Origin of the sequence: Arsenicicoccus sp. UBA7492 (assembly GCF_002479615.1) — a bacterium.
Classification (GTDB): domain Bacteria; phylum Actinomycetota; class Actinomycetes; order Actinomycetales; family Dermatophilaceae; genus Arsenicicoccus; species Arsenicicoccus bolidensis.
Genome location: NZ_DLOE01000012.1, coordinates 77,229 through 102,498 on the forward strand (window position 1 = coordinate 77,229; position 25,270 = coordinate 102,498).

Annotated in this window: 19 protein-coding genes and 1 pseudogene; 11 read left to right on the plus strand and 9 right to left on the minus strand. The window is 72.2% G+C overall.

The features are described 5' to 3' along the window. Positions 1-113 precede the first annotated feature (113 nt). The 4 genes from B4E97_RS03745 to B4E97_RS03760 all read left to right on the plus strand — a co-directional run bounded on the left by B4E97_RS03745 (position 114) and on the right by B4E97_RS03760 (position 6,386). Positions 114-1,346, plus strand: coding sequence for a thiolase family protein (locus B4E97_RS03745; protein WP_286958743.1), 1,233 nt, complete (start codon positions 114-116; stop codon positions 1,344-1,346). After that, a complete protein-coding gene (locus B4E97_RS03750) occupies positions 1,343-3,460 on the plus strand; it encodes a 3-hydroxyacyl-CoA dehydrogenase NAD-binding domain-containing protein (RefSeq protein WP_286958744.1) in 2,118 nt (705 codons plus the stop codon). The genes B4E97_RS03745 and B4E97_RS03750 overlap by 4 nt, the downstream gene beginning before the upstream one ends. A gap of 209 nt (positions 3,461-3,669) precedes the next feature. Continuing rightward, a complete protein-coding gene (locus B4E97_RS03755) occupies positions 3,670-5,199 on the plus strand; it encodes a UDP-N-acetylglucosamine 1-carboxyvinyltransferase (protein ID WP_286956004.1) in 1,530 nt (509 codons plus the stop codon). A 224-nt stretch (positions 5,200-5,423) separates the two neighbouring features. Beyond that, positions 5,424-6,386 carry a DUF808 domain-containing protein gene (locus tag B4E97_RS03760; protein WP_286958745.1) on the plus strand — a complete coding sequence of 321 codons (963 nt, stop codon included), beginning with the start codon at positions 5,424-5,426 and terminating at the stop codon, positions 6,384-6,386. 44 nt (positions 6,387-6,430) lie between these two features. On the opposite strand, the gene B4E97_RS03765 is transcribed toward B4E97_RS03760, so the two are convergent. From B4E97_RS03765 to ahpC, 3 genes are all read right to left on the minus strand, one after another. Then, entirely contained in the window at positions 6,431-7,339 is a 909-nt protein-coding gene (locus tag B4E97_RS03765; RefSeq protein WP_286958746.1) for a LysR substrate-binding domain-containing protein, read from the minus strand. Positions 7,340-7,349: 10 nt separating this feature from the next. Continuing rightward, on the minus strand, positions 7,350-8,924 hold the full coding sequence (gene ahpF / locus B4E97_RS03770; RefSeq protein ID WP_286958774.1) for an alkyl hydroperoxide reductase subunit F: 1,575 nt from the start codon (positions 8,922-8,924) through the stop codon (positions 7,350-7,352). A gap of 234 nt (positions 8,925-9,158) precedes the next feature. After that, positions 9,159-9,722 carry an alkyl hydroperoxide reductase subunit C gene (gene ahpC / locus B4E97_RS03775; protein ID WP_019284774.1) on the minus strand — a complete coding sequence of 188 codons (564 nt, stop codon included), beginning with the start codon at positions 9,720-9,722 and terminating at the stop codon, positions 9,159-9,161. A gap of 190 nt (positions 9,723-9,912) precedes the next feature. On the opposite strand from ahpC, the gene B4E97_RS03780 reads away from it, so the two are divergent. Next, complete coding sequence (locus tag B4E97_RS03780) at positions 9,913-11,964, plus strand: M3 family metallopeptidase (protein ID WP_019284773.1); 2,052 nt, start codon at positions 9,913-9,915, stop codon at positions 11,962-11,964. A 2-nt stretch (positions 11,965-11,966) separates the two neighbouring features. Here the strand turns inward: B4E97_RS03780 and B4E97_RS03785 are convergent, their stop codons facing one another. The 5 genes from B4E97_RS03785 to B4E97_RS03805 form a co-directional block, all read right to left on the minus strand. Then, complete coding sequence (locus B4E97_RS03785) at positions 11,967-12,698, minus strand: HAD family hydrolase (RefSeq protein ID WP_286958747.1); 732 nt, start codon at positions 12,696-12,698, stop codon at positions 11,967-11,969. Further along, positions 12,691-13,680 carry an LLM class F420-dependent oxidoreductase gene (locus B4E97_RS03790; RefSeq protein ID WP_019284770.1) on the minus strand — a complete coding sequence of 330 codons (990 nt, stop codon included), beginning with the start codon at positions 13,678-13,680 and terminating at the stop codon, positions 12,691-12,693. Before B4E97_RS03790 ends, B4E97_RS03785 begins: the two co-directional genes overlap by 8 nt. A gap of 48 nt (positions 13,681-13,728) precedes the next feature. After that, on the minus strand, positions 13,729-15,582 hold the full coding sequence (gene dxs / locus B4E97_RS03795; RefSeq protein ID WP_019284769.1) for a 1-deoxy-D-xylulose-5-phosphate synthase: 1,854 nt from the start codon (positions 15,580-15,582) through the stop codon (positions 13,729-13,731). Between the two features lie 91 nt (positions 15,583-15,673). Beyond that, a complete protein-coding gene (locus tag B4E97_RS03800; RefSeq protein WP_286956012.1) occupies positions 15,674-16,042 on the minus strand; it encodes a hypothetical protein in 369 nt (122 codons plus the stop codon). Positions 16,043-16,191: 149 nt separating this feature from the next. Then, positions 16,192-18,291, minus strand: a complete 2,100-nt coding sequence (locus B4E97_RS03805) for a glycogen debranching N-terminal domain-containing protein (RefSeq protein ID WP_286958748.1) — start codon at positions 18,289-18,291, stop codon at positions 16,192-16,194. A 152-nt stretch (positions 18,292-18,443) separates the two neighbouring features. Between B4E97_RS03805 and B4E97_RS03810 the strand changes: the two genes are divergently transcribed. The 4 genes from B4E97_RS03810 to B4E97_RS03825 all read left to right on the plus strand — a co-directional run bounded on the left by B4E97_RS03810 (position 18,444) and on the right by B4E97_RS03825 (position 22,427). Next, positions 18,444-19,472, plus strand: coding sequence for a LacI family DNA-binding transcriptional regulator (locus tag B4E97_RS03810; RefSeq protein ID WP_286958749.1), 1,029 nt, complete (start codon positions 18,444-18,446; stop codon positions 19,470-19,472). A gap of 143 nt (positions 19,473-19,615) precedes the next feature. Next, positions 19,616-20,722 (plus strand): extracellular solute-binding protein, encoded by a 1,107-nt coding sequence (locus B4E97_RS03815; RefSeq protein WP_313534806.1) that lies wholly within the window; start codon positions 19,616-19,618, stop codon positions 20,720-20,722. A 149-nt stretch (positions 20,723-20,871) separates the two neighbouring features. Beyond that, a complete protein-coding gene (locus B4E97_RS03820) occupies positions 20,872-21,594 on the plus strand; it encodes a carbohydrate ABC transporter permease (RefSeq protein ID WP_286958750.1) in 723 nt (240 codons plus the stop codon). Next, positions 21,591-22,427 (plus strand): carbohydrate ABC transporter permease, encoded by an 837-nt coding sequence (locus B4E97_RS03825; protein WP_029210031.1) that lies wholly within the window; start codon positions 21,591-21,593, stop codon positions 22,425-22,427. The genes B4E97_RS03820 and B4E97_RS03825 overlap by 4 nt, the downstream gene beginning before the upstream one ends. 59 nt (positions 22,428-22,486) lie before the next feature. Here B4E97_RS03825 and B4E97_RS03830 read toward each other — a convergent pair whose 3' ends face one another. Then, positions 22,487-23,467 carry a zinc metalloprotease gene (locus tag B4E97_RS03830; RefSeq protein ID WP_286958751.1) on the minus strand — a complete coding sequence of 327 codons (981 nt, stop codon included), beginning with the start codon at positions 23,465-23,467 and terminating at the stop codon, positions 22,487-22,489. Positions 23,468-23,629: 162 nt separating this feature from the next. Here B4E97_RS03830 and B4E97_RS19095 point away from each other — a divergent pair. Together B4E97_RS19095 and B4E97_RS03835 are read left to right on the plus strand one after the other, a co-directional pair. Then, positions 23,630-23,953, plus strand: a pseudogene (locus B4E97_RS19095) (NAD-binding protein); the annotation flags it as partial. Positions 23,954-24,051: 98 nt separating this feature from the next. After that, the gene (locus tag B4E97_RS03835; protein WP_286958752.1) at positions 24,052-25,257 is read left to right on the plus strand and encodes a potassium channel family protein; all 1,206 of its coding nucleotides are present in this window, start codon (positions 24,052-24,054) and stop codon (positions 25,255-25,257) included. Positions 25,258-25,270 lie beyond the last annotated feature (13 nt).

A 25,270-nucleotide genomic window follows, 5' to 3' on the forward strand; every position in this document is an offset into this window, starting at 1 on the left:
ACGTGGGGCTCGGCACGTGGGTCCCGTCACGTCCCGGCGCGCTGGTGCTGACATCGGGATTACCCGCAAGTAGCATCCGACGGGTACCGATCACTTCGACCTGGGAGGCCACCGTGCCCCGCACCCTGCACGAGGTCGTCTTCGTCGACGGCGTCCGCACGCCGTTCGGCCGAGCCGGGGACAAGGGCATCTATGCCCAGACCCGCGCCGACGACCTGGTCATCGCCTGCATCCGCGAGCTCGTCCGCCGCAACCCGTCCCTGCCGCCCGAGCGCATCGGGGAGGTCGCCGTCGCGGCCACCACCCAGATCGGCGACCAGGGGCTCACCCTCGGCCGGATGGCGGCGCTGCTGTCGGGCCTGCCCAGCACCGTCCCGGGCTACTCGATCGACCGCATGTGCGCCGGCGCCATGACGGCGGTCACCACGTCCGCCGGGTCGATCGCGATGGGCGCCACCGACGTCGTCGTGGCGGGAGGTGTCGAGCACATGGGGCGGCACCCGATGGGTGAGGGCGTCGACCCCAACCCGCGGATCGTGTCCGAGCGGCTCGTCGACGAGTCCGCGCTGGTCATGGGCAAGACCGCCGAGAACCTGCACGACCGCTACCCGAGCCTGACCAAGGAGCGCAGCGACGCCTTCGCCGTGGGCTCGCAGCGCAAGCTGGCCGAGGCCTACGCCGCCGGCAAGGTCCAGCCCGACCTGGTCCCGGTCGCGGTCCGCTCCGCGGAGCAGGGCTGGGGCCTGGCCACGGCCGACGAGCCGCCCCGCCCCGGGGTGACCATGGCGGACCTGGCCACGCTCAAGACGCCGTTCCGTCCTCACGGGCGGGTCACCCCCGGCAACGCCGCCGGGCTCAACGACGGCGCCACCGCCTGCCTGCTCGCGTCCGAGGAGGCCGCGACCGAGCTGGGGCTGCCCGTCAAGATGCGGCTCGTCACCTACTCCTTCGTCGGGGTCGAGCCCGAGGTCATGGGCTACGGCCCGGTCCCGGCCGCCGAGAAGGCCCTCGCCCAGGCCGGCCTGAGCATCGAGGACATCGGGCTGTTCGAGCTCAACGAGGCCTTCGCCGTGCAGGTGCTGGCCTTCCTCGAGCACTTCGGCATCGACGACGACGACGCCCGGGTCAACCCCTGGGGTGGCGCGATCGCCACCGGCCACCCGCTCGCCTCGTCCGGCGTCCGCCTCATGACCCAGCTGGCCGCCCACTTCGCCGAGCACCCCGAGGTGCGCTACGGCATGACCGCCATGTGCATCGGCATCGGCATGGGCGGCGCCGTCATCTGGGAGAACCCGCACCACGCCGACTACCGCCCGTCCACCGACCCGCAGGAGCAGCAGCGATGACCGACACCGACCTGCTGGCAGCCTTCGACGACGAGGTCGTCACCCACGCGCTCGAGCGCGACGTCCAGCTCCCCGGCGGCGTCGGGACCATGGCGCTGATCACCCTCGACAACGGCCACGACCACACCCGCCCCAGCACCTTCGGCCCGCGCGGCCTGCTGGAGCTGCGCGACGTCCTCGACCGCTGCGCCGAGCGCGCCGCGGCCGGCGAGATCGCCGCCGTCGGCGTGACCGGCAAGCCCTTCGTGTTCGCCGTGGGGGCCGACCTGACGGGCGTCCCGCGCGTGACGGACCGCGAGCAGGCCGTCGCCATGGGCCGGCTCGGTCACGAGGTGTTCTCTCGCCTGTCCTCGCTCGGCGTCCCGTCCTTCGCCTTCGTCAACGGCGCGTCCATGGGCGGCGGCGTCGAGATCGCCCTCGCCTGCGACTACCGCACCGTCAGCTCCTCGGTCCCCGCCGTCGCGCTCCCCGAGGTCTTCCTGGGTCTCGTGCCCGGCTGGGGCGGCTGCTGGATGCTGCCCAACCTCGTCGGCGTCGAGGGCGCCCTCACGGTCGTGGTCGACAACCCGCTGTCCAACAACCACATGCTGAGCGGCGTCCAGGCGGCCCGCCTGGGGATGTACGACGAGGTGCTCGAGCCCGCGGACTTCCTCGCTCGCTCCGTCGCCTGGGCGGCGGACGTCCTCACCGGCGCCGTCACCGTCGAGCGCCCCGAGGTCGACCGCGACGAGTCCCGCTGGGACGCCGCCGTCGCGGCGGCCCGCCGCACCGTGACGCAGCGCACGGGTGGCCGGTCGCGGGCGGCATACCGCGCCCTGGACCTGCTGGCAGCCGCCCGCACGACGAGCCGCGAGGAGGGTTTCGCGGCCGAGGACGAGGCGCTCGGCGACCTGCTCATGAGCGACGAGCTGCGCGCCGGGCTCTACGCCTTCGACCTGGTGCAGAAGCGGGCCAAGCGACCCGCCGGTGCCCCCGACAAGGCACTCGCGCGACCGGTGACCAAGGTGGGGATCGTCGGGGCCGGCCTGATGGCGAGCCAGCTGGCGCTGCTCTTCCTCCGGCGCCTGGAGGTGCCGGTCGTCATGACCGACCTCGACGAGGAGCGGGTCGCCAAGGGAGTTGGCTACGTCCACGCCGAGATCGACACGCTCGCGGCCAAGGGTCGGCTGAGCGCTGACCAGGTCAACCGCTACAAGGCCCTCATCACCGGGGACACGTCCAAGGACGGCATGGCCGACGCCGGCTTCGTCGTCGAGGCGGTCTTCGAGGAGATGTCGGTCAAGCAGCAGGTGTGGGCCGAGGTCGAGGCCGTGGTCTCGCCCGAGTGCGTGCTCGCCACCAACACCTCGTCGCTGTCCATCACCGAGATGGCCTCGCGGCTGCAGCACCCCGAGCGCGTGGTGGGCTTCCACTTCTTCAACCCGGTCGCCGTCATGCCGCTGCTCGAGATCATCTCGGGCGAGCGCACCGACGACGCGACGCTGGCCACGGCCTTCGCCGTCGGCAGGACGCTCAAGAAGACCACCGTGCTGTGCGCGGACTCACCGTCCTTCATCGTCAACCGCCTGCTCGGTCGGTTCATGTCCGACATGGCGCGCATCGTCGACGCCGGGACGCCGGTCGACGTGGCGGACCAGGGCTTCGCAGGGGTCGCCCCCATGCCGCCGTTCGTCCTCATGGGCCTGGTCGGTCCGGCCATCGCGCTGCACAACAACGAGACGCTCGCCGCGGCCTTCCCGGACCGGTTCTACGTCTCGCCCAACCTGCGTCGCGTGGTCGAGGCGGGCAAGCGTGGCTACTACACCAAGGTCGACGGGCGCACGGTGCTGGACCCGGAGGTCCTGGCCCTGCACGAGACGCCGGCGGACCCTGAGGTCCTGACCGCGGAGCAGGTGCGCGAGCGCGTGCTGGCGGGTCTGGCCGAGGAGGCCCGGATCATGCTGGACGACGGCGTCGTCAGCGCCCCCATGGACCTGGACCTGGCCATGATCACCGGTGCCGGCTTCCAGTTCTGGAACGGCGGGCTCACGCCGCTGCTCGACCGGACCGGCACGTCGGAGCGCGTCACGGGGCGTCGCTTCCTGCCCGCGGGGGCCGCCGACGCAACCCGCTGACCGAGCGACGGGTTCACAGGTCCGGCCAGGCTGCGTGGCAGCATGGACGGACCGGTCCATCGACGCCGGCGCACCGTCCGGGCGGCCTGCGCACGAGCGACGACCGTCGTCGGGGGACGCCACCGCGCTCCTCGCCGTCTGCCCTGGTGCCACTCCGAGGAGGCGGACCAATCCAGGCCGGCAGCTCTGGCTGACCTACGATGGAAGGCATGACTGATGGCTACCTCCGCCGCATCGGCACGCTCGTCCGCGAGGCGCGCGTCCGACGCGGGTTCACCACCCAGGACCTCGCCGAGCGGGTCGGGATGACCGGCACCGACATCGAGCAGATCGAGGCGGGCGACCACGACCTGAGCCTCGACGTGCTGGCCGCCCTGGGCAAGGAGCTGGAGGCCGAATTCGTCTCCATGGGCCACTCCGGGCCCCAGCACCTACGCATCGAGGGCGGGCGTCGCCTCGCCGGGTCGATCGAGGTGCGCACCTCCAAGAACGCCGCCGTCGCGACCCTGTGCGCCTCCCTGCTCAACAAGGGCACGACCACCCTGCGCAACCTCGCCAAGATCGAGGAGGTCAATCGGATCCTCGAGGTCCTGAGCAGCATCGGCGTCCGCACCGAGTGGGTCGACGGCGGCAACGACCTGCGCATCACGCCCCCCGCCACCATCGACCTTGCCTCGATGGATGAGGCCGCGGCCAAGCGCACCCGCACGATCATCATGTTCCTCGGCCCCCTCCTGCACGAGTTCGACGACTTCTCCCTGCCGTATGCCGGAGGCTGCGACCTCGGCACCCGCACGGTCGAGCCCCACCTCATCGCCCTGCGCCACTTCGGGCTCGCCGTCGAGGCGACCCAGGGGGCCTACCAGGCCGAGGTCTCCCCCGACACCTGGCCGCGCCGGGCGATCGTGCTGACGGAGCGCGGCGACACCGTGACCGAGAACGTCCTGATGGCCGCTGCCCGCTACGAGGGCGAGACCGTCATCCGCAACGCCTCGCCCAACTACATGGTCCAGGACCTCTGCTTCTTCCTCCAGGAGCTCGGGGTCGAGGTCGACGGCATCGGGACCACCACCCTCACGGTCCGCGGCCAGCGCGTGATCGACCGCGACGTCGAGTACTCCCCCTCGGAGGACCCGATCGAGGCCATGTCCCTGCTCGCCGCCGGTGTGGTGACCAAGTCCGAGATCACCATCAAGCGGGTCCCCATCGAGTTCATGGAGATCGAGCTCGCGACCCTCGAGACCATGGGGATGCGCTACACCCTGTCCGAGGAGTACCTCTCGGGCAACGGCAAGACCCGCCTGGTCGACCTGACGCACGTGCCTGGGCCGCTGACGGCGCCGCGGGACAAGATCCACCCGCTGCCCTTCCCAGGGCTCAACATCGACAACCTCCCGTTCTTCGCCCTCATCGCGGCGACGGCCGAGGGCACCACGATGATCCACGACTGGGTCTACGAGAACCGCGCGATCTACCTCACCGAGCTGACCCGCGTGGGCGGCAACGTGCAGCTCCTCGACCCGCACCGGGTGATGATCAGCGGGCCGACCCGCTGGCGTCCGGCCGAGGTGGTGTGCCCGCCCGCGCTGCGTCCCGCCGTGGTCGTGCTCCTGGCGATGCTGGCGGCCCCGGGCACGTCGGTGCTGCGCAACGTCTACGTCATCAACCGCGGCTACGAGGACCTCGCCGAGCGGCTCACTGCCCTCGGTGCGGGCGTCAGCACCTTCCGCGACATCTGATCCGCCGGGCGACGGGCCGGCGGCGGCACCGCGTCGCCGGCCCGTCGTCCGGTCCGCAGCATCGCGCCCGGCGAGGGTCCGCGCCACGTATCGTGGGGCGGGCCCTTCTCGACGCCCTGCGCGCCCTCGTGCCCCGCGCACTCCCTGCGCACTCCCAACGCCCCTCCCGTGCTGTGCTCGCTCTAGACTCCCCTCGCACCCATCCCGACCCTCGGAGGACCTCCATGGCCGGCGGACTCGCTGCCCTGCTCGACGACATCGCCACCATGGCCAAGCTGGCCGCCGCCTCCGTCGACGACGTCGGCGCCGCCGCCGGGCGGGCCAGCGCCAAGGCCGCCGGCGTGGTGGTCGACGACACCGCGGTGACGCCGCGCTACGTCACCGGGTTCACGCCCGACCGCGAGCTGCCGATGATCAAGAAGATCGCGATCGGCTCCCTGCGCAACAAGCTGCTCTTCATCCTGCCGGCGGCCCTGCTGCTCAGCCAGTTCGCCTCGTGGGCGCTCACCCCCCTGCTGATGCTCGGTGGCACCTACCTGTGCTTCGAGGGCGCGGAGAAGATCTGGGAGAAGGTCTCGGGCCACGGGCACGACGCCGACGAGGCGACGGCGACCATGAGCGGGGAGGAGGCCGAGGGGACCATGACGTCCGGCGCCATCCGCACGGACTTCATCCTGTCCTCCGAGATCATGGTCATCGCCCTCAACGAGGTCGCCAAGGAGGCCTTCTGGACCCGGGCCATCACGCTGGTGATCGTGGCCATCTTCATCACGCTCGGCGTCTACGGCTTCGTCGCCCTGATCGTCAAGATGGACGACATCGGCCTGCACCTGGCCAAGCAGAGCAACGGCGCGTCGCAGTCGATCGGCAACGGCCTGGTCAAGGCGATGCCCGTGCTCCTGCGCTGGCTGGCGATCATCGGCACCGTGGCCATGCTGTGGGTCGGTGGCCACATCCTGCTCATGGGGGTCGACACGCTGGGCTGGCACCCGCCGTACGCCTTCGTCCACCACCTGGAGGAGGCCGTCAAGCACGCGACCGGACCGCTCGGCGGGGTCCTGGGCTGGCTGACCAACACCATCTGCTCGGCGATCGTGGGGCTGGCGGTCGGGGCGGTGATCGTGACGATCCTGCACCTCGTCAAGCGCGGCAAGGGCGAGCCGGCCGAGGGCCACGCCGCACACTGACCGACGAGGCAGCGCGGACGGCTGGACCGACCCGCAGCCGCGCGTCAGAGCGGGGTGACGAGCCCGGCCGGCAGGCGGCCCAGCACCTCGGCCACCTCGTCGAGGAGGGGCGCCTGCACGCTGCTGCGCCGCCAGACCATCGCGATGTCGCGGTGCGGCGCCGCCCCCACGAACTCGCGCAGCACGACCCCGTCCGGGTTGCGGCTCGGCGGCGACACGGCCAGGCGCGGCAGCAGGGTGGTGCCGACGCCTGCGGCGACCATGTGGCGCAGTGTCTCCAGGCTGGTGGCCTGGAAGCCGGACTGCTCCCGGGCCCCGGCGGTCTGGCAGACGTCCAGCGCCTGGTCCCGCAGGCAGTGACCCTCCGCCAGCAGGAGGAGGTCCTCGCCGGCGAGCCGCTCGGCGGGCAGCCTCCCGGTCTCGCCCGCCAGCTCGTGGTCGGCGGGCACCGCGAGCAGGAAGTCCTCACGGAACAACGGCCGCACGTGCAGGGCGTCGTCCACGACCGGCAAAGCGATGAGAGCGGCGTCCAGCGTGCCCGCCAGCAGCTGCTCGCGCAGCTCACCGGTCTTGGCCTCGGTGAGCAGCAGCTCGGCGTCCGGCAGCCGCTCGCGGAGCGCCGGCACCACGTGGGGCAGCAGGTAGGGCCCCAGCGTGGGGAAGAACCCCAGCCGCAGCCGCCCCGCCCGGGGGTCCAAGGCGGAGCGGGCGATGTCGCGGATGTCCTGGGCCTGCCCCAGGATCGACCTGGCCCGCTCGACCACGCGCTCCCCCGCGCCCGTCAGCAGCACCTGGCGGGTGCCGCGCTCGACGAGGTCCACGCCGAGCTCGGTCTCGAGCTTCTTGAGCTGGGTGGACAGGGTGGGTTGGCTGACGTATGCCGCAGCGGCCGCCCGGCCGAAGTGCCGGTGGTCCGCCAGGGCGACGAGGTACTCCAGGTCTCTCAGGTTCACGGGGGACCCGTCAGGCCATCGCCGGGGACGGGGCCGAGGTGCGGATCAGGTGGTCGAAGGCGGACAGCGCGGCCGTCGCTCCGGCGCCCTGCGCCACGACGATCTGCTTGTAGGGGACGTTGGTGCAGTCCCCGGCGCCGAGGACGCCCGGGACCGACGTGCGGCCCATCGCGTCCACGACCAGCTCGCCGCGCTCGGTCAGCTCGACCGCGCCCTTGAGCCACTCGGTGTTGGGCAGCAGGCCGATCTGGACGAAGATCCCCTCGAGCTGCAGCTCCTTGGCCTCGCCGGACGCGCGGTCCTCGTAGCGCAGACCCGTGACCTGCTTGCCGTCGCCGACGACCTCGGTGGTCCGGGCGGACAGGATGACGTCGACGTTGGGCAGGCTGTGCAGCTTGTCCTGCAGGACCTGGTCGGCGCGCATCTCGTCGAGGAACTCGATCAGGGTGACGTGGCCGACGACGCCGGCCAGGTCGATCGCGGCCTCCACGCCGGAGTTGCCGCCGCCGATGACGGCGATGCGCTTGCCCTTGAACAGCGGGCCGTCGCAGTGCGGGCAGAAGGTCACGCCCTTGTTGCGGTACTCCTCCTCGCCGGGCACGCCCATGTGGCGCCAGCGCGCCCCGGTGGCGAGCACGACGGAGCGGGCCTGCAGGGAGGCGTCGCCGAACTTCACCGTGTGGTAGCCACCCTCGGTGTCGGCAGGCACGAGCTCGGTGGCCGCCGGGCCGGAGACCACGTCGACGTCGTACTGGCCGACGTGCTCCCTGAGCGCGTCCGCGAAGCGCGGACCCTCGGTGTAGGACACGGACACGAAGTTCTCGATCGCCATCGTGTCGAGCACCTGCCCGCCGAACCGCTCGCCGACCAGGCCGGTGCGGATCCCCTTGCGGGCGGTGTAGATGGAGGCGGCGGCGCCGGCCGGGCCGGAGCCGACGACGAGGACCTCGTAGGGCTCCTTGCCGTTGAGCTTCTCGGTCGCCCGGTCCACCGCGCCCGCGTCGATCCGGCCGAGGATGTCGGCCATCGTCATGCGGCCGGAGTCGAACAGCTCGCCGTTGACGTAGACGGTGGGGACGGCCTTGATGCCGTGCTCCTCGATCTCGTCCTGGAAGAGCGAGCCCTCGACGGCGGTGTGCTTGATCCGGGGGTTGATGACGGACATGGCGTTGAGGGCCTGGACCACCGTGGGGCAGTTCTGGCAGGACAGCGACATGTAGGTCACGAACTCGAAGTCGCCGTCGATCGCCGCGACCTGCTCGATGGTCTCGGCGTCCTCCTTGATCGGGTGCCCGCCCACCTGCAGCAGCGCCAGGACGAGCGACGTGAACTCGTGGCCGAGCGGGATGCCCGCAAACTCGACGCCCACGTCGGTGCCCGCGCGCTCGATGCGGAAGGACGGACGACGGCTCGAGGTGCCGTCCGTGCGCAGGCTGACCAGGTCCGACAGCGCCGCGATCTCCTCGAGGAGCTGACGCATGTCGCCGGCCTTGGGTCGGTCGTCGAGGGACGCGACCAGCTCGATCGGCTCCTTGACGTTGACGAGCAGGGACTTGACCTGGGTGGTCATGGCGGCGTCGAGCACGGGCACGGGACACTCCTTGGATCGCGTATGACGAGACGGCGGCGGGGTGGGCGCGCGACGCAGGTGCTGCGCGGCGCCGAGGTGAGGTCAGGTGGGGTAGATGCGCGGGGTTGGGGTGGGCCGGACGGCGGCGGCGGGTGACCGGGGTCCGGCCACCCGCCGCGGCACGTGGTGGTGCGTCGGCGAGCGGGTGGGCTCGCCATACGACCTGCTCGGGAGACTCCCGAGGTGAGGTCAGATCTTGCCGACGAGGTCCAGGCCGGGGGTGAGGATGGCCTCGCCCTCTTCCCACTTGGCGGGGCAGACCTCGCCCGGGTGGGCGGCGACGTACTGGGCGGCCTTGACCTTGCGCAGCAGCTCGGTCGCGTTGCGACCGATGCCCTCGGCCGTGACCTCCATGAACTGGATGGTGCCCTCCGGGTCCACCAGGAAGGTGGCGCGGTCGGCGAGGCCGGCGCCCTCGCGCATGTTCTGGAAGTTGTTGGTGATCACGCCGTTGGCGTCGCCGAGCATGTAGTAGTCGATCTTGCCGATCGTGTCGGACGTGTCGTGCCAGGCCTTGTGCACGAAGTGCGTGTCGGTGGACACGGAGAAGACCTCGACGCCGAGCTTCTGCAGCTCCTCGTAGTGGTCCGCGACGTCACCGAGCTCGGTCGGGCACACGAAGGTGAAGTCCGCCGGGTAGAAGAAGAAGATGGCCCACTTGCCGAGGACGTCCTTCTCGCTCACGTCGACGAACTCGCCGCTCTTGAAGGCGGTCGTGGAGAACGGGAGGATCTTGGTGTTCATGAGGTTCATGCGTGCTCCTTGGCTACGGTGCTGGTGGGAACTGCCGATATAGAACCTATATGAATCGACCCGGAAACGAAAGTCAGAGTCGATCGTTTGTGTGCATGTGGTGCATAGGCGCCGTCAATGCGGGCGCACCCACCACGCTAGTGCGCGGGCCCGGCGACACGGACCCCGGGGATGGGATTGACTACGAGGCATGACGCGCACCAACCCCCTGCTCTCGCCCTCGGCCCTCCCCCACCACCTGCCGCCCTACCCGGACCTCCAGGACGAGGACTACCGCGAGGCGATCCTCGAGGGCATGGCCGAGCAGCTGCGCGAGCTGGACGCCGTCGCCACCGACCCGTCGGCGCCGACCGTCGAGAACGTCGTCGAGGCCTGGGAACGCTCCGGACAGACCCTGCGCCGATCGATGGACGCCTTCTGGCCCGTGGCGGCGGCCGACACCAATGCGCGCCGGGACGCCATCCGCGCCGAGCTGGCCCCGCTCCTGGCGGCCCACGGGGACGCGATCATGCTCGACCGCCGGCTCTACGACCGGCTCCTCGCCCTGCGGGCGCGGGTGGACGCCGGCGACATGACGCTGGACGAGGAGACGGCGTGGCTGCTCCATGAGGCCGTCCGGGGCTACGAGCGGGGCGGCATCGCCCTCGACGAGGCGGGGCAGTCCCGGCTGCGGGCGATCAACGCCGAGCTCGCCACGCTGGCGGCCGAGTTCAACGAGCGCGCCGTGGCCGGACGCAACGCCGCCGCCGTGCACGTGACCGACCAGGACCGGCTGGCGGGCCTCGACGAGGCCGACCTCGAGGGTGCCCGCGCCGCCGCCGAGGCGCGGGGTCTCGACGGCTGGCTGGTCGAGCTCGTCAACACCACCGGGCAGCCCCGGCTCGCCGTGCTCGCCGACCGGTCGCTGCGCGAGGAGCTGCACCACGCCTCGGTGGGCAGGGGGCTCGAGGGCGAGCACGACACGCGGGAGCTCGTCGTGCGGACGGCGCGGCTGCGGGCGGAGAAGGCCGCCCTGCTCGGCCACGAGCACTACGCGGCCTACGTCGCCTCCGACGGCTGCGCGGGGTCGACCGAGGCGGTCATGCAGATCCTCACCCGGGTGGGGCCGGCCGCGGTCCGCAACGCCCGCGCCGAGGCCGAGGTCCTGCAGGAGCGGCTGCAGGAGATCGAGCCGGGCGCCGTGCTCGAGCCCTGGGACTGGGCGTATGTCGCGAACCTCGTCCGCGGCGAACGCTACTCGCTGGACGAGAGCCTCCTGCGCCCCTACCTCGAGCTCGAGCGCGTCCTCCACGAGGGCGTCTTCGCGGCGGCCACCGCGCTCTACGGCATCACCTTCCACGAGCAGCCGGAGCTCGTGGGCTACACGGCGGACGCCCGGGTCTACGAGGTGCGCGAGCCGGACGGCGCGGTGCTGGGTGCCGTGGTCCTGGACCCGTGGACCCGGCCCGGCAAGCAGGGTGGCGCCTGGATGACCTCGCTGCTGGACCAGAGCACCCTGCTCGGGCACCGCCCGGTGGTCACCAACACGTGCAACCTGTCCCGGCCCGCCCCCGGCCGTCCCACGCTGATGTCCTGGGACGAGGTGATCACGCTGTTCCACGAGTTCGGGCACGACCTGCACGGGCTCCTGTCCGACGTGCGCTACCCGTCGCGGTCGGGCACCGCGACCCCGCAGGACTTCGTCGAGTTCCCGAGCCAGGTCAACGAGATCTGGGCCTGGGACCCTCAGCTGCTCGCGCGCTACGCCGTGCACCACGAGACCGGCGAGCCGATGCCCGCGGCGTGGATCACGACCCTGCTCGACGCCCGGCACTTCGACCAGGGCTACGAGATGACCGAGTCGTATGCCGCGATGCTGCTCGACCAGGCCTGGCACCAGACCCCGCTGGACCGGCTCCCGTCGTCCGTCGACGAGGTGGAGGCCTTCGAGCGGGCGGCGCTCGAGCAGGCCGGCATGGCCTTCGACCTGGTCCCGCCGCGCTACCGGTCCACCTACTTCTCGCACGTCTTCGCGAGCGGGTACGCCGCCAGCTACTACTCCTACATGTGGTCCGAGGTCTACGACGCGGACACCGTGGCGTGGTTCGAGGCGAACGGCGGCCTCTCGCGCGAGACCGGCGAGCGCTTCCGGCGCGAGCTGCTGGCCCGCGGCGGGTCGCTGGACGTCACCGAGGTCTACCGCAGGTTCCGCGGGCAGGACCCCGACGTGCAGCACCTGCTGGACCGGCACGGCCTCGACTGACCTCAGGTCTGACCGCAGCGGTCGGAGGCCTGGCGCTGGGAGCGTCCGGCCACGTCGTCGGGCACCGCCCGCGCCACCTGCCCCAGCAGGGACGAGTCGAGGTGGGCCAGCAGGTCGGCGGGGTCGTCATACACCTCGTCGGCCCCGGCCTCGAGCAGCTCGGCCCGGCCGATCCCGCCGCAGGTGACCATGATCGACCACAGGCCGGCGCGCTCGGCCGCCGCGACGTCCCACACGGTGTCCCCGACGACGACCGTCTGCTCCGGGTCGAGGCCGTAGCGCTCGACCGCCACCGTCAGGAGGTCCGGCTCGGGCTTCGCCTCCTCGACGTCGCCGCTGGTCGTGGCACCCGCGAGGACGTCCTCCGAGACGCCGATCGCCGGGACCATCCAGTCGAGGTCACCCTCCTGGCCGCTCGTCGCGAGCACGACCAGGAGCCCGGCGTCGTGGCAGGCGCGCAGCAGGTCCGCGGCGCGGGGGAAGGCGGTGAGGTCGGCCTTGAGGGGCTCGTACTCCTCGCTGTGCCGGTCCACGGCCTCCTCGTCCTCGCCGCCGGTGAGGTGGCGGACCAGCCCCGCGCTGGCGATGCCGATGGCCGAGTGGCACTGCTGCATGGTGATCTCGTCGTGGCCGGTCGCGCGCAGCGCCCGCCACCAGGCGAGGGTGTGCAGGTAGTTGGTGTCGAGCAGGGTGCCGTCGACGTCGAAGAGGACGCCAGGTCGCAGGTCAGCCACGGGAGGCCTCCCGCAGCCGCTCCAGCAGCGGTCCGGCGGCCTGCTCCAGGAACGCGTCCTGGGTGTCGCCGCCGATCTGGACGAGCGCGACGTCGGTGAACCCCGCCTCCCAGTAGGGGCGCACGCTCTCGACGATGGCGTCGAGGTCAGGTCCGCAGGGGATGCTCTCGGCGACGTCCTCGGGCCTCACGAACTGCGTGGCGCCGGCGAAGCCCGCCGTGGTCGGCAGGTCGGCATTGACGTCCCACCCGCCCGCGAACCACCGGAACTGCTCGTGGGCGCGCTCGACGGCGGCGTCCTTGCTGGGGTCCCAGCTGATGGGGATCTGCCCGATGGCCCGGGCGCCGGCGCCGATGCTCGGCTTGCCCGGCAGGTCGTCCCACGCCGCGATCAGGTCGGGGTCCGGCTCTGTCGCGACGAGGTGGTCGGCGAAGGCCGCGCAGCGCTCCAGCGCCTTGGGGCCGCCCGCGGCGAGCGCGATGTCGACGCCCTCCTCTGGCAGGTCCCAGATACGAGCCGAGTCGACGCGGTAGTACTCGCCGTCGTACGTGACCAGCTCGCCGGAGTGCAGCTCGTGGATGATCTCCATGGCCTCGGCCAGCATGTCCTGGCGGGCGGAGACCGCGGGCCAGCCCGCACCGACGACGTGCTCGTTGAGGTTCTCCCCGGAGCCCAGCCCGAGCGTGAACCGGCCGTCGGCCATGATCTGGACGGTGGCCGCCTGCTGCGCCACGACCGCCGGGTGGTAGCGCAGGATCGGGCAGGTCACATAGGTCATGAGCTCGACGCGCTCGGTGACGTGCGCGACGGCACCGAGGACGCTCCAGACGAACGGCGCGTGACCCTGGGCGCTCAGCCAGGGGAAGTAGTGGTCGCTGGCGACCTCGAGGTCGAAGCCGACGTCCTCGGCCTTGCGGGCGAAGCGGACCAGGTCCTTGGGACCGGCCTGCTCGGTCATCAGGGTGTAGCCGAATCGGGTCATGGGACAGGCATACCCGTGGGTGCCGGGTCGGTAGACCTCGGCTGGTCCTCAGGCGAGCAGCGTCTCGGCGATCGCGTCGGGGGTGAGCCCGATGGCCGCGAGCACCTGCCCGCGGGAGGCGTGGTCGAGGAACTCCTTGGGGATCCCGAAGGGTCGCACCGGCGCCGTGACGCCGGCCTGCTGCAGCGCGAGCGTGATCGCGGAGCCCACGCCGCCGGAGACGAGGTTGTCCTCGATGACGACGACCTGGTCGGCGCGGCGAGCCTCGTCCACCACGTCGTCGCTGACCGGGAGCGCCCACACTGGGTCGACGACCCGGACGGACCGGCCGGCGTCCTCGAGCCGGGTGGCCACGCCCAGGGCGGTCGGCACCATGGAGCCCACCGCGACCACGAGGGTGTCGACGTGCTCCTCCCCCGGGCCGTGCAGGACGTCGACGGTGCCGCGCTGCTCGAGGGCGGGGATCGGCGCGGGCGGGTTGCCCTTGGCGAAGCGGATGATCGAGGGGGCGTCGGTGATGTCGACCGCGCGGCGCAGCGCGAGGTCGATCTGCTCGCCGTCGCGGGGGGCCGCGAGGTGCAGCCCCGGCACGACGTTGGCCAGGGTCATGTCCCACATGCCGTTGTGCGACGCGCCGTCCGACCCGGTCACGCCGGCCCGATCCAGCACGAAGGTCACGCCCGCCCGGTGCAGCGCACAGTCCATGAGCAGCTGGTCGAAGGCGCGGTTGAGGAAAGTCGAGTAGATCGCCACGACCGGGTGCAGCCCGGCGTAGGCCAGACCCGCGGCCATGGTCACGGCGTGCTGCTCGGCGATGCCGACGTCGATGACCCGCTCGGGGAACTTGAGGGAGAAGTCGCGCAGCCCGACGGGGATGAGCATGGCGGCGGTCAGGGCCACCACGTCGTCGCGCTCCTGGCCGAGGGCGACCAACGAGTCGGAAAAGTCGTCGGTCCAGGAGCGGCCCGACACCTCGAGGGGCAGGCCGGTCTCGGGGTTGATGACGCCCACCGCGTGGAACTGGTCGTCCGCGTGCTGGCGGGCGGGGCGGTAGCCCTTGCCCTTCTTGGTCAGGACGTGGACCAGCACCGGCGAGCCGTAGCCCTTGGCCTGGCGCAGCGCCACCTCGAGGGCATGCTCGTCGTGCCCGTCGACCGGACCGACATACTTGATGCCGAGGTCCTCGAAGAGGCCCTGCGGCGCGACGATGTCCTTGAGACCCTTCTTGATCCCGTGCAGGGTCTCGAAGGCGGGGCGCCCGACCACGGGAGCCCCCGAGATGGCGCGCTTGCCGATGCTCAGCATCCGCTCGTAGCCCTGGGTGGTGCGCAGCGTCGACAGGTGCTCGGCGAGCCCGCCCGTGGTGGGGGCGTAGGACCGCTCGTTGTCGTTGACGACCACGACGAGGGGCAGGTCCTTGCGGGCGGCGATGTTGTTGAGCGCCTCCCAGGCCATGCCGCCGGTCAGGGCCCCGTCGCCGATGACGGCGACCGTGTGTCGCTGGCGGTCGCCCGTGAGCTGGTGGGCGATGGCGATCCCCTCGGCCCAGGACAGGGAGGTCGAGGCGTGGGAGTTCTCGACCACGTCGTGCTCGGACTCGGCGCGGGACGGGTAGCCGGAGAGCCCGCCCTGGGCGCGCAGGGCCGAGAAGTCCTGCCGCCCGGTCAGCAGCTTGTGGACATAGCTGATGTGTCCGGTGTCGTAGACGATCGTGTCGTGCGGCGACTCGAAGACGCGGTGCAGCGCGATGGTCAGCTCGACGACCCCGAGGTTGGGGCCGAGGTGTCCGCCCGTCCTGGCCACCTGGTTGACCAGGAACTCCCTGATCTCCGCCGCCAGGGCGGGGAGGCGAGAGGCGGGCAGCCGACGCAGTGCCGTCGGGCTGGTGATGGTCGAGAGCACACCTTGAGCCACGAGTGGATCCGACTCCTTCGGAAGAGGACGCGACTTGCGAGTCTAGACCAGCGGGTGGTCCCGGACGGGCGCGGCGGGCTCAGAGCCGGGGCACGAACCGGCGCCCCTGCATGGCCTCGTGCACGAGGTGGACGCTGCGCGCCGTGGCCCGCAGGCGCACCCCCTCCGCCTCGAGGTCGGCCATGACGTCGCGGAGCGCCTCCGGGGGCAGGTCCTCGCCCAGCGCCACCCGCACCTGGCGGTAGGCCTGCCGCATCGCGGCGAGCTGGGCGTCCACGTGCTGCACCGCCACCCAGGCCAGCGCCTGCGGGTGCCGGCGCCACGACGCGTAGCCGCGGAAGTCGGCCGGACACTGGTCGAGCAGCCACGGGACGGCGTGCTCGCGCCAGCCCTGGCTCTCGGGCGGCGGGATCTCCCCGGGCCAGCCGGGTGGGACGTGCGCGGTCATGGGACCAGTGTGCCGCGGGCCTCTGACAGACCCTCGGCGGCGGGACGCCCGGGACGTGGTCGTCCCCGCCGATCGTGCCGGATGCCGGATGCCGGATGCCGGACCCCGTATGCCGGACGCCGTGCTCCCTGTGCCCACGCCCTGTGCCGTCAGGCGGTCGCCACCGTGACGTCGTCGGGCAGGCCCTCCACCGTGGCCGTCCCGTCCGCCGCCACCGTGACCGAGAACGCCGTCGGGCCGAAGCGCAGGCCCCGCACGGTGAGCGGGCCGAAGGGAAGCGACGGCAGCGGCCGCACCTCGACGTGCCGCCCGGGCACGTCGACGCGCAGGCCGAGGACGGCGGTCACGACGGCGGCGGCCGACGCTGCGGACCAGGCCTGGGGGCGGCAGGACGCGGGGTACGGCGCCGGGCGACCGAGGACCGGGTCCCCGGCATACAGCTCGGGCCATCGGTAGCCGAAGGCGACCGACGAGGCGACCAGGCTGCGGGCCACGTCCCCGGCCCGCTCGGTGCGGCCCTCGGCCACCAGGCCGAGGAGCCCGATAGCCGTGTCGTGGACCCACACCGAGCCCGTGTGGTAGCCGATGGGGTTGTAGGCGGGGTTGCTGCGCGAGAGCGTGGCGATGCCGTAGGGGCCGAGCAGGTCAGGCCCCGTCAGGGTGTCGGCGACGAGGGCGGCCTCGTCCGCAGTGAGGGCACCCGAGCCGAGGGCGTGGCCCATGTTGGACCCGATCCCGTCCACCGGGCGCCCGTCTGCGTCCAGGGCCATGGCCAGGTGCGGACCCCGCGGCCCGCGCACCCAGTAGGCCTCGCGGACCCGGGTCGCCAGCGCGTCGGCCAGCCGGTCCAGGTCCGCGAGCTCCTGCGGCGTGCCGGCGTCCAGGGCCTCCAGCAGCGCTCGGGCCTCGCGAGCCGCCTCGACCGCGTAGGTCTGCGCCTCGAGCAGGGCGATCGGCGCGGGGGCGATGGAGCCGTCGGAGCGGCGCATCGAGTCGCCGCTGTCCTTCCAGCCCTGGTTGGCCAGCCCCGTCCCGCTGCGGTCGACGTAGCGGAGCAGCCCGTCGGGGCTGTCCTGCACCTGTCGGGCGATCCACCCGAGGGCCGCCCGCAGGGGCGGGAGCAGGTCACGCACCTCGTCCTCGGGGAGGCCGTGGCGCCACGCGTCGTGCAGCAGGCACACCCACAGCGACGTGGCGTCCACCGTGCCGTAGTAGGTGGACGGCAGGGCCAGGCCGGTGACGTCGTCGACGTACCGCTCGCGGCGCACCTCGTGCAGGATCTTGCCGGGCTCCTCCGCGGTCGTGGGGTCGTCCACGCGGCCCTGGCGTCGGGCCAGGGTGCGCAGGGTGCCCCCCGCGAGGGTGGTCCCGAAGGGCAGGGACAGCCGGGCGGCCCAGATCGAGTCGCGACCGAACAACGTGAGGTACCACGGGGACCCGGCACCCGCGAAGACGTCGTCCGGGGCGTCGGGGTCCCGCATCGTCAGCTGGCGCAGGTCCTCGAGCGCGCTGCTGACCACGACGTCGAGGCGGGTGTCGGCGGCCTCGACCAGCACCGAGGACCAGTCCACCAGGTCCGCGCCGGGGTCGGCGTCGAACGCCGTGGCGGCGAGGCGCTGGGTGACCACCGACACCCGCACCGACCTGGTCTGGCCCGGGGGCACCTCGAGGTCGAAGCGGATGCGCGAGGGCCGGTCCGGCTCCCCCGCCTCGACGGCGGAGGGTCGCGGCTCGGTCACGACGTGCGTGAGGTGCCGGTCGTCCGACCAGGTGAGGACCACGTCGGGGGTGCGGGCCCCCGCGGTCATCGTGGGCAGCAGCGGGCCCGCGGGCTCGCCGGACTTGACCGCGCCCAGGGAGGCCCCGTCCCCGCCGATCTCCACCACCAGGCGGGTGCGGACGGTCTCGGCCGCGCGTGAGGTCAGGCGGATGGTCTCGGTCATCCCCGCGTCGTGCACCGCCCGGACGCGCCGCAGCTCGACCGTGGGGTCCGGGCCGGGGGTGCCGAGGTGGCGCAGAGAGGTGAGGACATGGGTCTCGGGCCCGACGCTCGAGGACATCACCAGGTCGCCGGCGTGGTCGTCGGCCAGCACCCTGAGGTGGGAGACGACACGACGGTCGTCGACGAAGACCCCCGTGCCAGGCGCGGTCATCGTCCCGTCGCGCGCGGACAGCGCCGTGGCATTACCGTGAACTGCCAGCTCCAGCTCGTGCAGCCATGGCTGCCGGCGGCTGGCGTCTGGTGTCAAGCGGCTCTGCTCCGGCACGGGACGACCTCTCGTGGAGACCCGAGCGCCGCTGTTGACAGGCTGATTGCCCGGGGTGACGATGATTCTGATCGTTCAAAGGTGATGATACCTCGCAGCGATCGCACAGCCTGTCCAAGGAGTCGATGGTGACGATGAGCAGCAGCATGGGGCACCGCCGCGCGACGATCAACGACGTCGCCCGGGCGGCCAACGTGTCACGGCAGACCGTGAGCAACGCCGTCAACCGGCCGGATCGCGTCGCACCCCAGACGCTGCAGCGGGTGCAGATCGAGATCGACCGTCTCTCCTACCGCCCCAGCTCGGCCGCCAAGTCCCTGCGCGAGCAGCGGGCGGGCGCGATCGGCCTCGAGCTGGACGCCCGCGGCGACGCCGCCAGCGCCGAGGTGGCCTACCCCTTCCTCACCCAGCTCTCCCTGGCCGCCCGCAGCCACCGCTGCCACGTCGTCACCTTCGGGACGGACTCCCCCACGCCCACCACCTCGGGCTACGAGTCCGTGGTGCGGGCCCACCTGGTCGACGCCTTCGTGCTCTACGGCACCCACCACGGCGACCCGCGCCCCGAGTGGCTGAACGAGCACGGCATCCCCTTCGCGACCTTCGGGCGGGTCTGGGACGACCCCGAGTTCACCGCCTGGGGCGACGTCGACGGCCGCGCCGGCACGACCGCCGCGGTGCGTCACCTCGTCGACCAGGGCTACGGGCGGGTGGCCTTCCTCGGCTGGCCCGAGGGCTCGGCCGTCGGGGACGACCGCCTGAGCGGGTGGCGCGACACCGCCGCGGATCTCGGCGTCCTCGACGAGTCGCTGGTGGCCCGCACCGAGCAGGACCTCCCGCAGGCCCAGGCCGCCGCGGCCGACCTGCTGGGGTCGCTCCAACCGGGTGACGCGATCGTCTGCGTCTCGGACATGGTCGCCCTCGGCGCCCGGCAGGCCGTCGTCGACGCCGGCCTCGTCCCCGGCCGGGACATCGGCCTCGTCGGCTTCGACGGGACCAGCACGGCCGGCATGTTCGACCTGACCACCGTCGTGCAGCCGCTGGCCGAGATCGTCGAGCACCTGCTCACCCAGATCGACGTCCTCCTCGCCGACGGCGACGAGCCGGCGCAGGGAGCCCTGCTGGCCCCGACCCTGCGCCTGGCCGGCAGCACGAGACGGCCCTGACGAGAGGGCGACCTCACCACGAGCCCGACCCCGCCCCGCGGCGGGTGGGCGGCATACCCGTCGATCCACAGATTTGAACGATCCAACCCCGAGCACCCACGAAGCGCCACCCACCGATCGTCCAGGACCACCAGGAGCCAACGATGACTCTCCCCACCCGCACCGTCGTCCTCGTCAGCCTCGCGGCCACGACCGCCCTCGCCCTCGGTGCGTGCGGTGGAGGCGGGTTCGACGCCGCCCCGAGCAGCAGCGCACCCGCGGCGCAGTCCGGGCTGGCCTCCCTGCGGATGCTGGTCGGCGTCTCCAACGACGTCGAGCTCGGGGCCGTCCGCAAGGCCACCGAGGCGTGGGCGGCCAAGACCGGCAGCTCCGTGCAGGTCACCGGCACCGCCAAGCTGCCCGAGGAGCTGGCCAAGGGCTTCGCCGGGGGCTCCCCCGCCGACCTGTTCTACCTCGAGCCCGCCCAGGTGGGCACCTTCACCAAGGCCGGCAACCTGTACGCCTACGGCGACCAGCTGACGGGCCTGGACTACGTCCCCTCGCTGCGGCAGACCTTCACCATCGACGGCAAGCTCCAGTGCGCGCCCAAGGACTTCTCCACCCTTGCCCTCGTGATCAACGAGGAGCTCTGGACCAAGGCCGGCCTCACGAACGCCGACGTCCCGAAGGACTGGGCCGGCCTCGAGCGGGTCGCCACCCGCCTGACCACCGGATCCCAGACGGGGCTGGTGATCTCCCCCGAGTTCCAGCGCGTGGGTGCCTTCATGACCCAGGCCGGGGGCTGGGTGCTGTCCGAGGACGGCAAGACCGCGACGGCCGACTCCCCCGAGAACCTCGCCGGCCTCACCGAGGCGCAGAAGCTCCTGCGCAGCGGTGCCATGAAGCTCTCCAAGCAGGTCGACGCGGGCTGGGGCGGCGAGGCCCTGGTCAAGGGCAAGGCCGCCATGACGATCGAGGGCAACTGGATCCGTGGCGCGCTCGCCAAGGACGCCCCCGACCTCAAGGTCAAGGTCGTCGAGCTGCCCGCCGGCCCCAAGGGCAAGGGCACCCTGATGTTCACCAACTGCTGGGGCATCGCCGCCAAGAGCAAGAACCAGGCCGCCGCGGTGGACCTCGTGAAGTTCCTCGGCGAGGACGCCCAGCAGCTGAGCGCCGCCAAGGCCTTCGGGGTCATGCCGTCGACCACCTCCGCGATGGCCAAGTACAAGGCGGCCACCCCGGCGGACGCCGCCTTCGTCGCCGGGGCGTAGTACGGCAAGGGAATGCCCACCACGCCTGGCTTCGACGCGGTGCTCGCGGACGCCAACGCCCCAGATCGAGTCCCTGGCGACCGGTGACCCCAAGGCCATCCTCACGACGATGCAGCGCAACGCCGAGGCAGCGATCAAGGGCTGACGCCATGACGAGCCCCACGACGCAGCGACGGCCGCGACGGTCGCGACGGTCCGGGCCTGGCATCCACGCCGGACAGACCGCGGCCGGCTGGGCCTTCACCCTGCCGATGATCCTGATCCTCGGCACCTTCATGATCGTGCCGATCGGTATGGCGCTCTACGTCTCCTTCACGCGCTGGAGCGGCAACGGCGACCCGTTCGTCCAGGCCAACGCCCCGTTGGTCGGCCTGGACAACTACGCGACGCTGCTGTCCGGCCAGGGCCTGACCGGGCGCGACTTCATGACCTCGGTCGGCAGCCCGTCGGTCGCGATGCTCGTCCTGATCCTGCTGGCCGTGTGGACCACGACCGGGACCTTCATGCTGATGTTCCTCGCCGCCCTGCAGGACCTGCCCGAGGACGTCGACGAGGCGGCCGCGCTCGACGGCGCCACGGGCTGGCAGAAGCTGTGGTACGTCACGGTCCCGCAGCTGCGGTCCGTGCTCTTCCTCGTGGTCACGCTGGGCCTGATCGGCACCTGGCAGGTCTTCGACCAGGTCTACGCGACCGGCGGCGGCTCCCCCGGCAAGACCCTGCTCACCCCGGCCTACCTGTCCTACGAGCAGTCCTTCAAGCAGGGCCGGTTCGGGACCGGGGCCGCGATGGCCTTCATCATCTTCGTGATCATCGTGCTGCTCACCTGGGTGCAGCGCCGGGTCATGACCGAGCGCGACGAGGTGGGGCGATGAGCCTGCGACGCACCCTGGCGTATGCCGTGCTGGTGGCGGCGGCCGTGGTCTACCTCTACCCCTTCGTCATCCAGGTGGCCACGTCCCTCAAGACCGACCCGGACGCCTCGACCAACCCCCTGTCGCTGCTCCCCCACCCCCTCTCGACCCAGGCGTGGGGCGCGGTGCTCGGCAGCGGCGACAGCCAGCTGCCCGTCCTGCGGTGGCTGACCAACTCGGTGGTCGTGACCGTGGCCGTGACGGCCGGCCGGGTGTTCTTCGACTCCCTCGCCGGCTACGCCCTGTCGCGGTTGCACTTCCGCGGGCGCGGCGCGGTCTTCGCCCTGGTCCTGGCCGTCATGTCGGTCCCCGGCGTCGCCCTGCTCATCCCCAAGTTCCTCATGGTCAAGTACCTCGGCATCTACGACACCTACGCCGCGATGATCCTGCCGCTGCTGGTCGACGCGGCCGGCGTCTTCATCATGAAGCAGTTCTTCGACAGCGTCCCCGTCACCATCGAGGAGGCCGCCCGCCTGGACGGCGCGTCGGTCTTCCGGACCTTCTGGTCGGTGATCCTGCCCATGGCGCGACCCGCGCTGATCACCTTGACGATCCTGTCCTTCCAGGGTTCGTGGAACGAGTTCAGCCACTTCCTGGTGGTGACGGGCAGCCCCGAGCACAAGACGCTCGTGACCGGCCTGGCGGACCTGACCGCGGGCGGGCTGGGGTCCGGGACGCAGTTCCCGCTCAAGATGGCGACGGCCCTGATCACGACCATCCCGGTCGCCGTCCTGTTCTTCGTCTTCCAGCGGCACCTCGTCCGGGGCGCCAACGGCGGGGCCGTCAAGGGCTGAGGCAACCCTCAACGGCCTCGACGGCCCCGCCGGCCGCGTCGGCGGGGCAGGACGCGTGATCAGGCGTTGGCCGGGTCGCGGAAGTACTGCCAGGCGTCGCTCATGCGCTTGGCCTGACCGGCGGTGAAGCTGTCCATGCAGGAGTCCTGCGTGTAATCCATGAAGTTGTGGATCGGGTCCAGACCGGGAGCGTCGCAGGAGTCGGCGCCGACGGGGCAGTCGAACTGCGGGTGCGCCTCGGCAGGGGTGTCGGCGACGAAGTCGTTGGACCACGTGCAGCCGCCCTGGAAGGTGTGGTAGAGCGAGAGCCAGTGCCCGGCCTCGTGGACCAGGGTGTCGCCGAGCGCGTACTTGCCGGCGGTGCCGCCCGGCATCGACTCGTCGAGCATCACCACGCCGTCGAGGTAGTCGCGCCCGTTGTTGTAGTCCTTGGGGAAGTAGGCCCAGCCCAGCAGGCCGCCCCCGATGTCGCCGGTGTAGACGTTGAGGGTCCGGGAGTCGCCCGTGTGCAGGGCGGCCTTCATGGCCTTCTCGGTCTTGCCCGGGACGACCGTGTACCACGCCGGGTTCACGGTGTGGTCGATGCCCGCCAGGCGCCAGCGGAAGGGTGTGTCGGCGCCGCCGGTCTGCCCGCTGTAGGACGCGTTCATGACGTCCATCTGCGCCGCGATCATCCGCTCGTAGCGCGCCCGCTCGGCGGCGGTCAGCACGTGGTCCGACGTGACGTGGAAGACGACGGGGACCGTCACGCTTCCGGGGGCCAGCTGCGGGAAGCTCTCGAGCACGCCGTAGGCCTTGGCGCCGCTGCCGCGGGTGACGTCCGGCTCCTCGGCCGCGGAGGTGTCCTTCTTGCGGGCGGCCGAGAACAGCTCGAGGCAGTCCTGCACGGCGGCGGACGGCTGGACGGCGGTGCTCGCCGCGGTGGGGGCGGCGACGGTGGAGGTGGCGACGGTGGAGGTGGCGACGGCGGCGGGACCGGCGGTGATCGCCGCGGCGGCAGCGATCGCGAGGGCACCGGGGAGAGCGAGCCTGCGGGACATGGCAGAGCCTTTCGTTGGGGGTTGCGTGACCGTATGCCGGACCCGCCCCTCACGTCAGCACCCGAATGGGCGAAACGCCCGGCTCGTTCCCAGCGAGGGACCGTCCCGGCGACGGCTCGCGGGGCCGGCCGTCTGTCGGTGGCGCCCCCTACGATGCGGACCATGGAGCAGCACGTCGTCGTCGTCGGGGTCGAGACCACGACCGTCCGCGTGGTCGAGGAGCTGGCCCGCTCGCGCACGGCCGCCGTGGTCGTGGTCCCGCCCACGGCCGACCCGATGGTCGTGGCGGAGCTGCGGGCCCGGGACGTCACGGTCGTCGAGGCGGCCCGCACGGACGAGCGGGTCCTGCGCGAGGCCGGCGTCCACCGGGCGCGGGCCGTCATCGTCCTCGGCCGGGACGAGGTGGCCTCCACGAGGACGGCCCTGGCGGTCAAGGATGCCGACGGGCGCGTCCCCATCGTGCTCGAGGTCGTCAACCCGGCGTTCGGCTCGCGGCTCGCCCCGCTGCTCGGCGACTGCACCGTCCTGTCCCCCGCCCAGCTGGCGGCGCCGGCCTTCATCGGGGCCGCGATCGGCGACGGGAGGTGCAGGCCCTGCGGCTCGGCGGTCGTGACGTGGTGGTGGGTCCCAGCACATCGGTCGCCGGGCAGGTGCTGGCCGACCTCGGGGACCCCGTGCGCGGGCCGCTCCCGGACGCCCACGGCGCGAGCGCAGACGTGCGCCCGGACGACGCGACGGCCGTGGTCATCGGCACGCAGCGCCGCCACCACGGCCGGCAGGTCCGCACCCGCGGGATCCTGGGCGGCGCCGCACGACTGCTGGACCGGCGCCAGCGGATCGTGCTCCTGCTCCTGCTCGGCGTCATCCTCGCGAGCACGGCCTACTTCCACAGCACCGCCGGCAAGGACTGGCTCACCTCGCTCTACCTCGCGTTCACCACGGCGACGGGGACGGGCTACGGCGACCCCGACGACGCCGAGCTGACGGTGCGGTTCACGGCGATCGTCATCCAGGTCATGGGCCTGCTGCTCGCCTCCGGCCTGACGGCCGTCATGACCGACGCCCTGACCAGCTCGCGCCTCGCCACCCTCACGGGCAGCGTCCGCGGGCGGCCCCGGCACCACGTGGTGGTGTGCGGGCTCGGCCGGATCGGCACCGCCGTGGTCGTGGGCCTGCGCGAGCGCGGGATCCCGGTGGTCGCGGTCGAGCGCAACGAGGAGGCCTACGGCGTCAACCGGATCCGCCGCCTCAAGGTGCCGGTCGTGATCGGCGAGGCGAGCGACCCCTCCACCCTCGAGGAGGCCGGCATCCACCGCTGCGACGCCGCCATGGCCCTGACCGACGACGACGCCGTCAACCTCGAGATCTCCCTGGTGGCCAGGGCCGCCCGCGAGGACCTGCGTATCGTGACCCGGCTCTACGACGACGACCTCGCGACCCGCGTCGAGCGTCGGCTGCAGCTCGGCGCGACCCGGTCGGTGTCCATGCTGACCGCGCCGGCATTCGTGGCGGCGGCCCTCGGGCGTCCCCGCTCCACGATCGTCCCTGTGGGGCGCCGGGTGGTCCTGCTCACCGAGCTGCAGGTCGAGGAGGACGCCGGGCTGGTGGGGGTGCTGCCGTCCCAGCTGTCGCAGGGCGGCGACGTGCGGCTGCTCGCCGTGCGGCGCGAGGGCGGCGCGTGGGTCTGGCACGAGCCGGACGAGGCGTTCGGCCCCGGCGACCGGATCGCGGTCGCCGCCACCCGCACCGGGCTCGGGCAGCTGCGGCTCGCCTGCCGACCCCCAGCGTGACGGCGCGGGACGG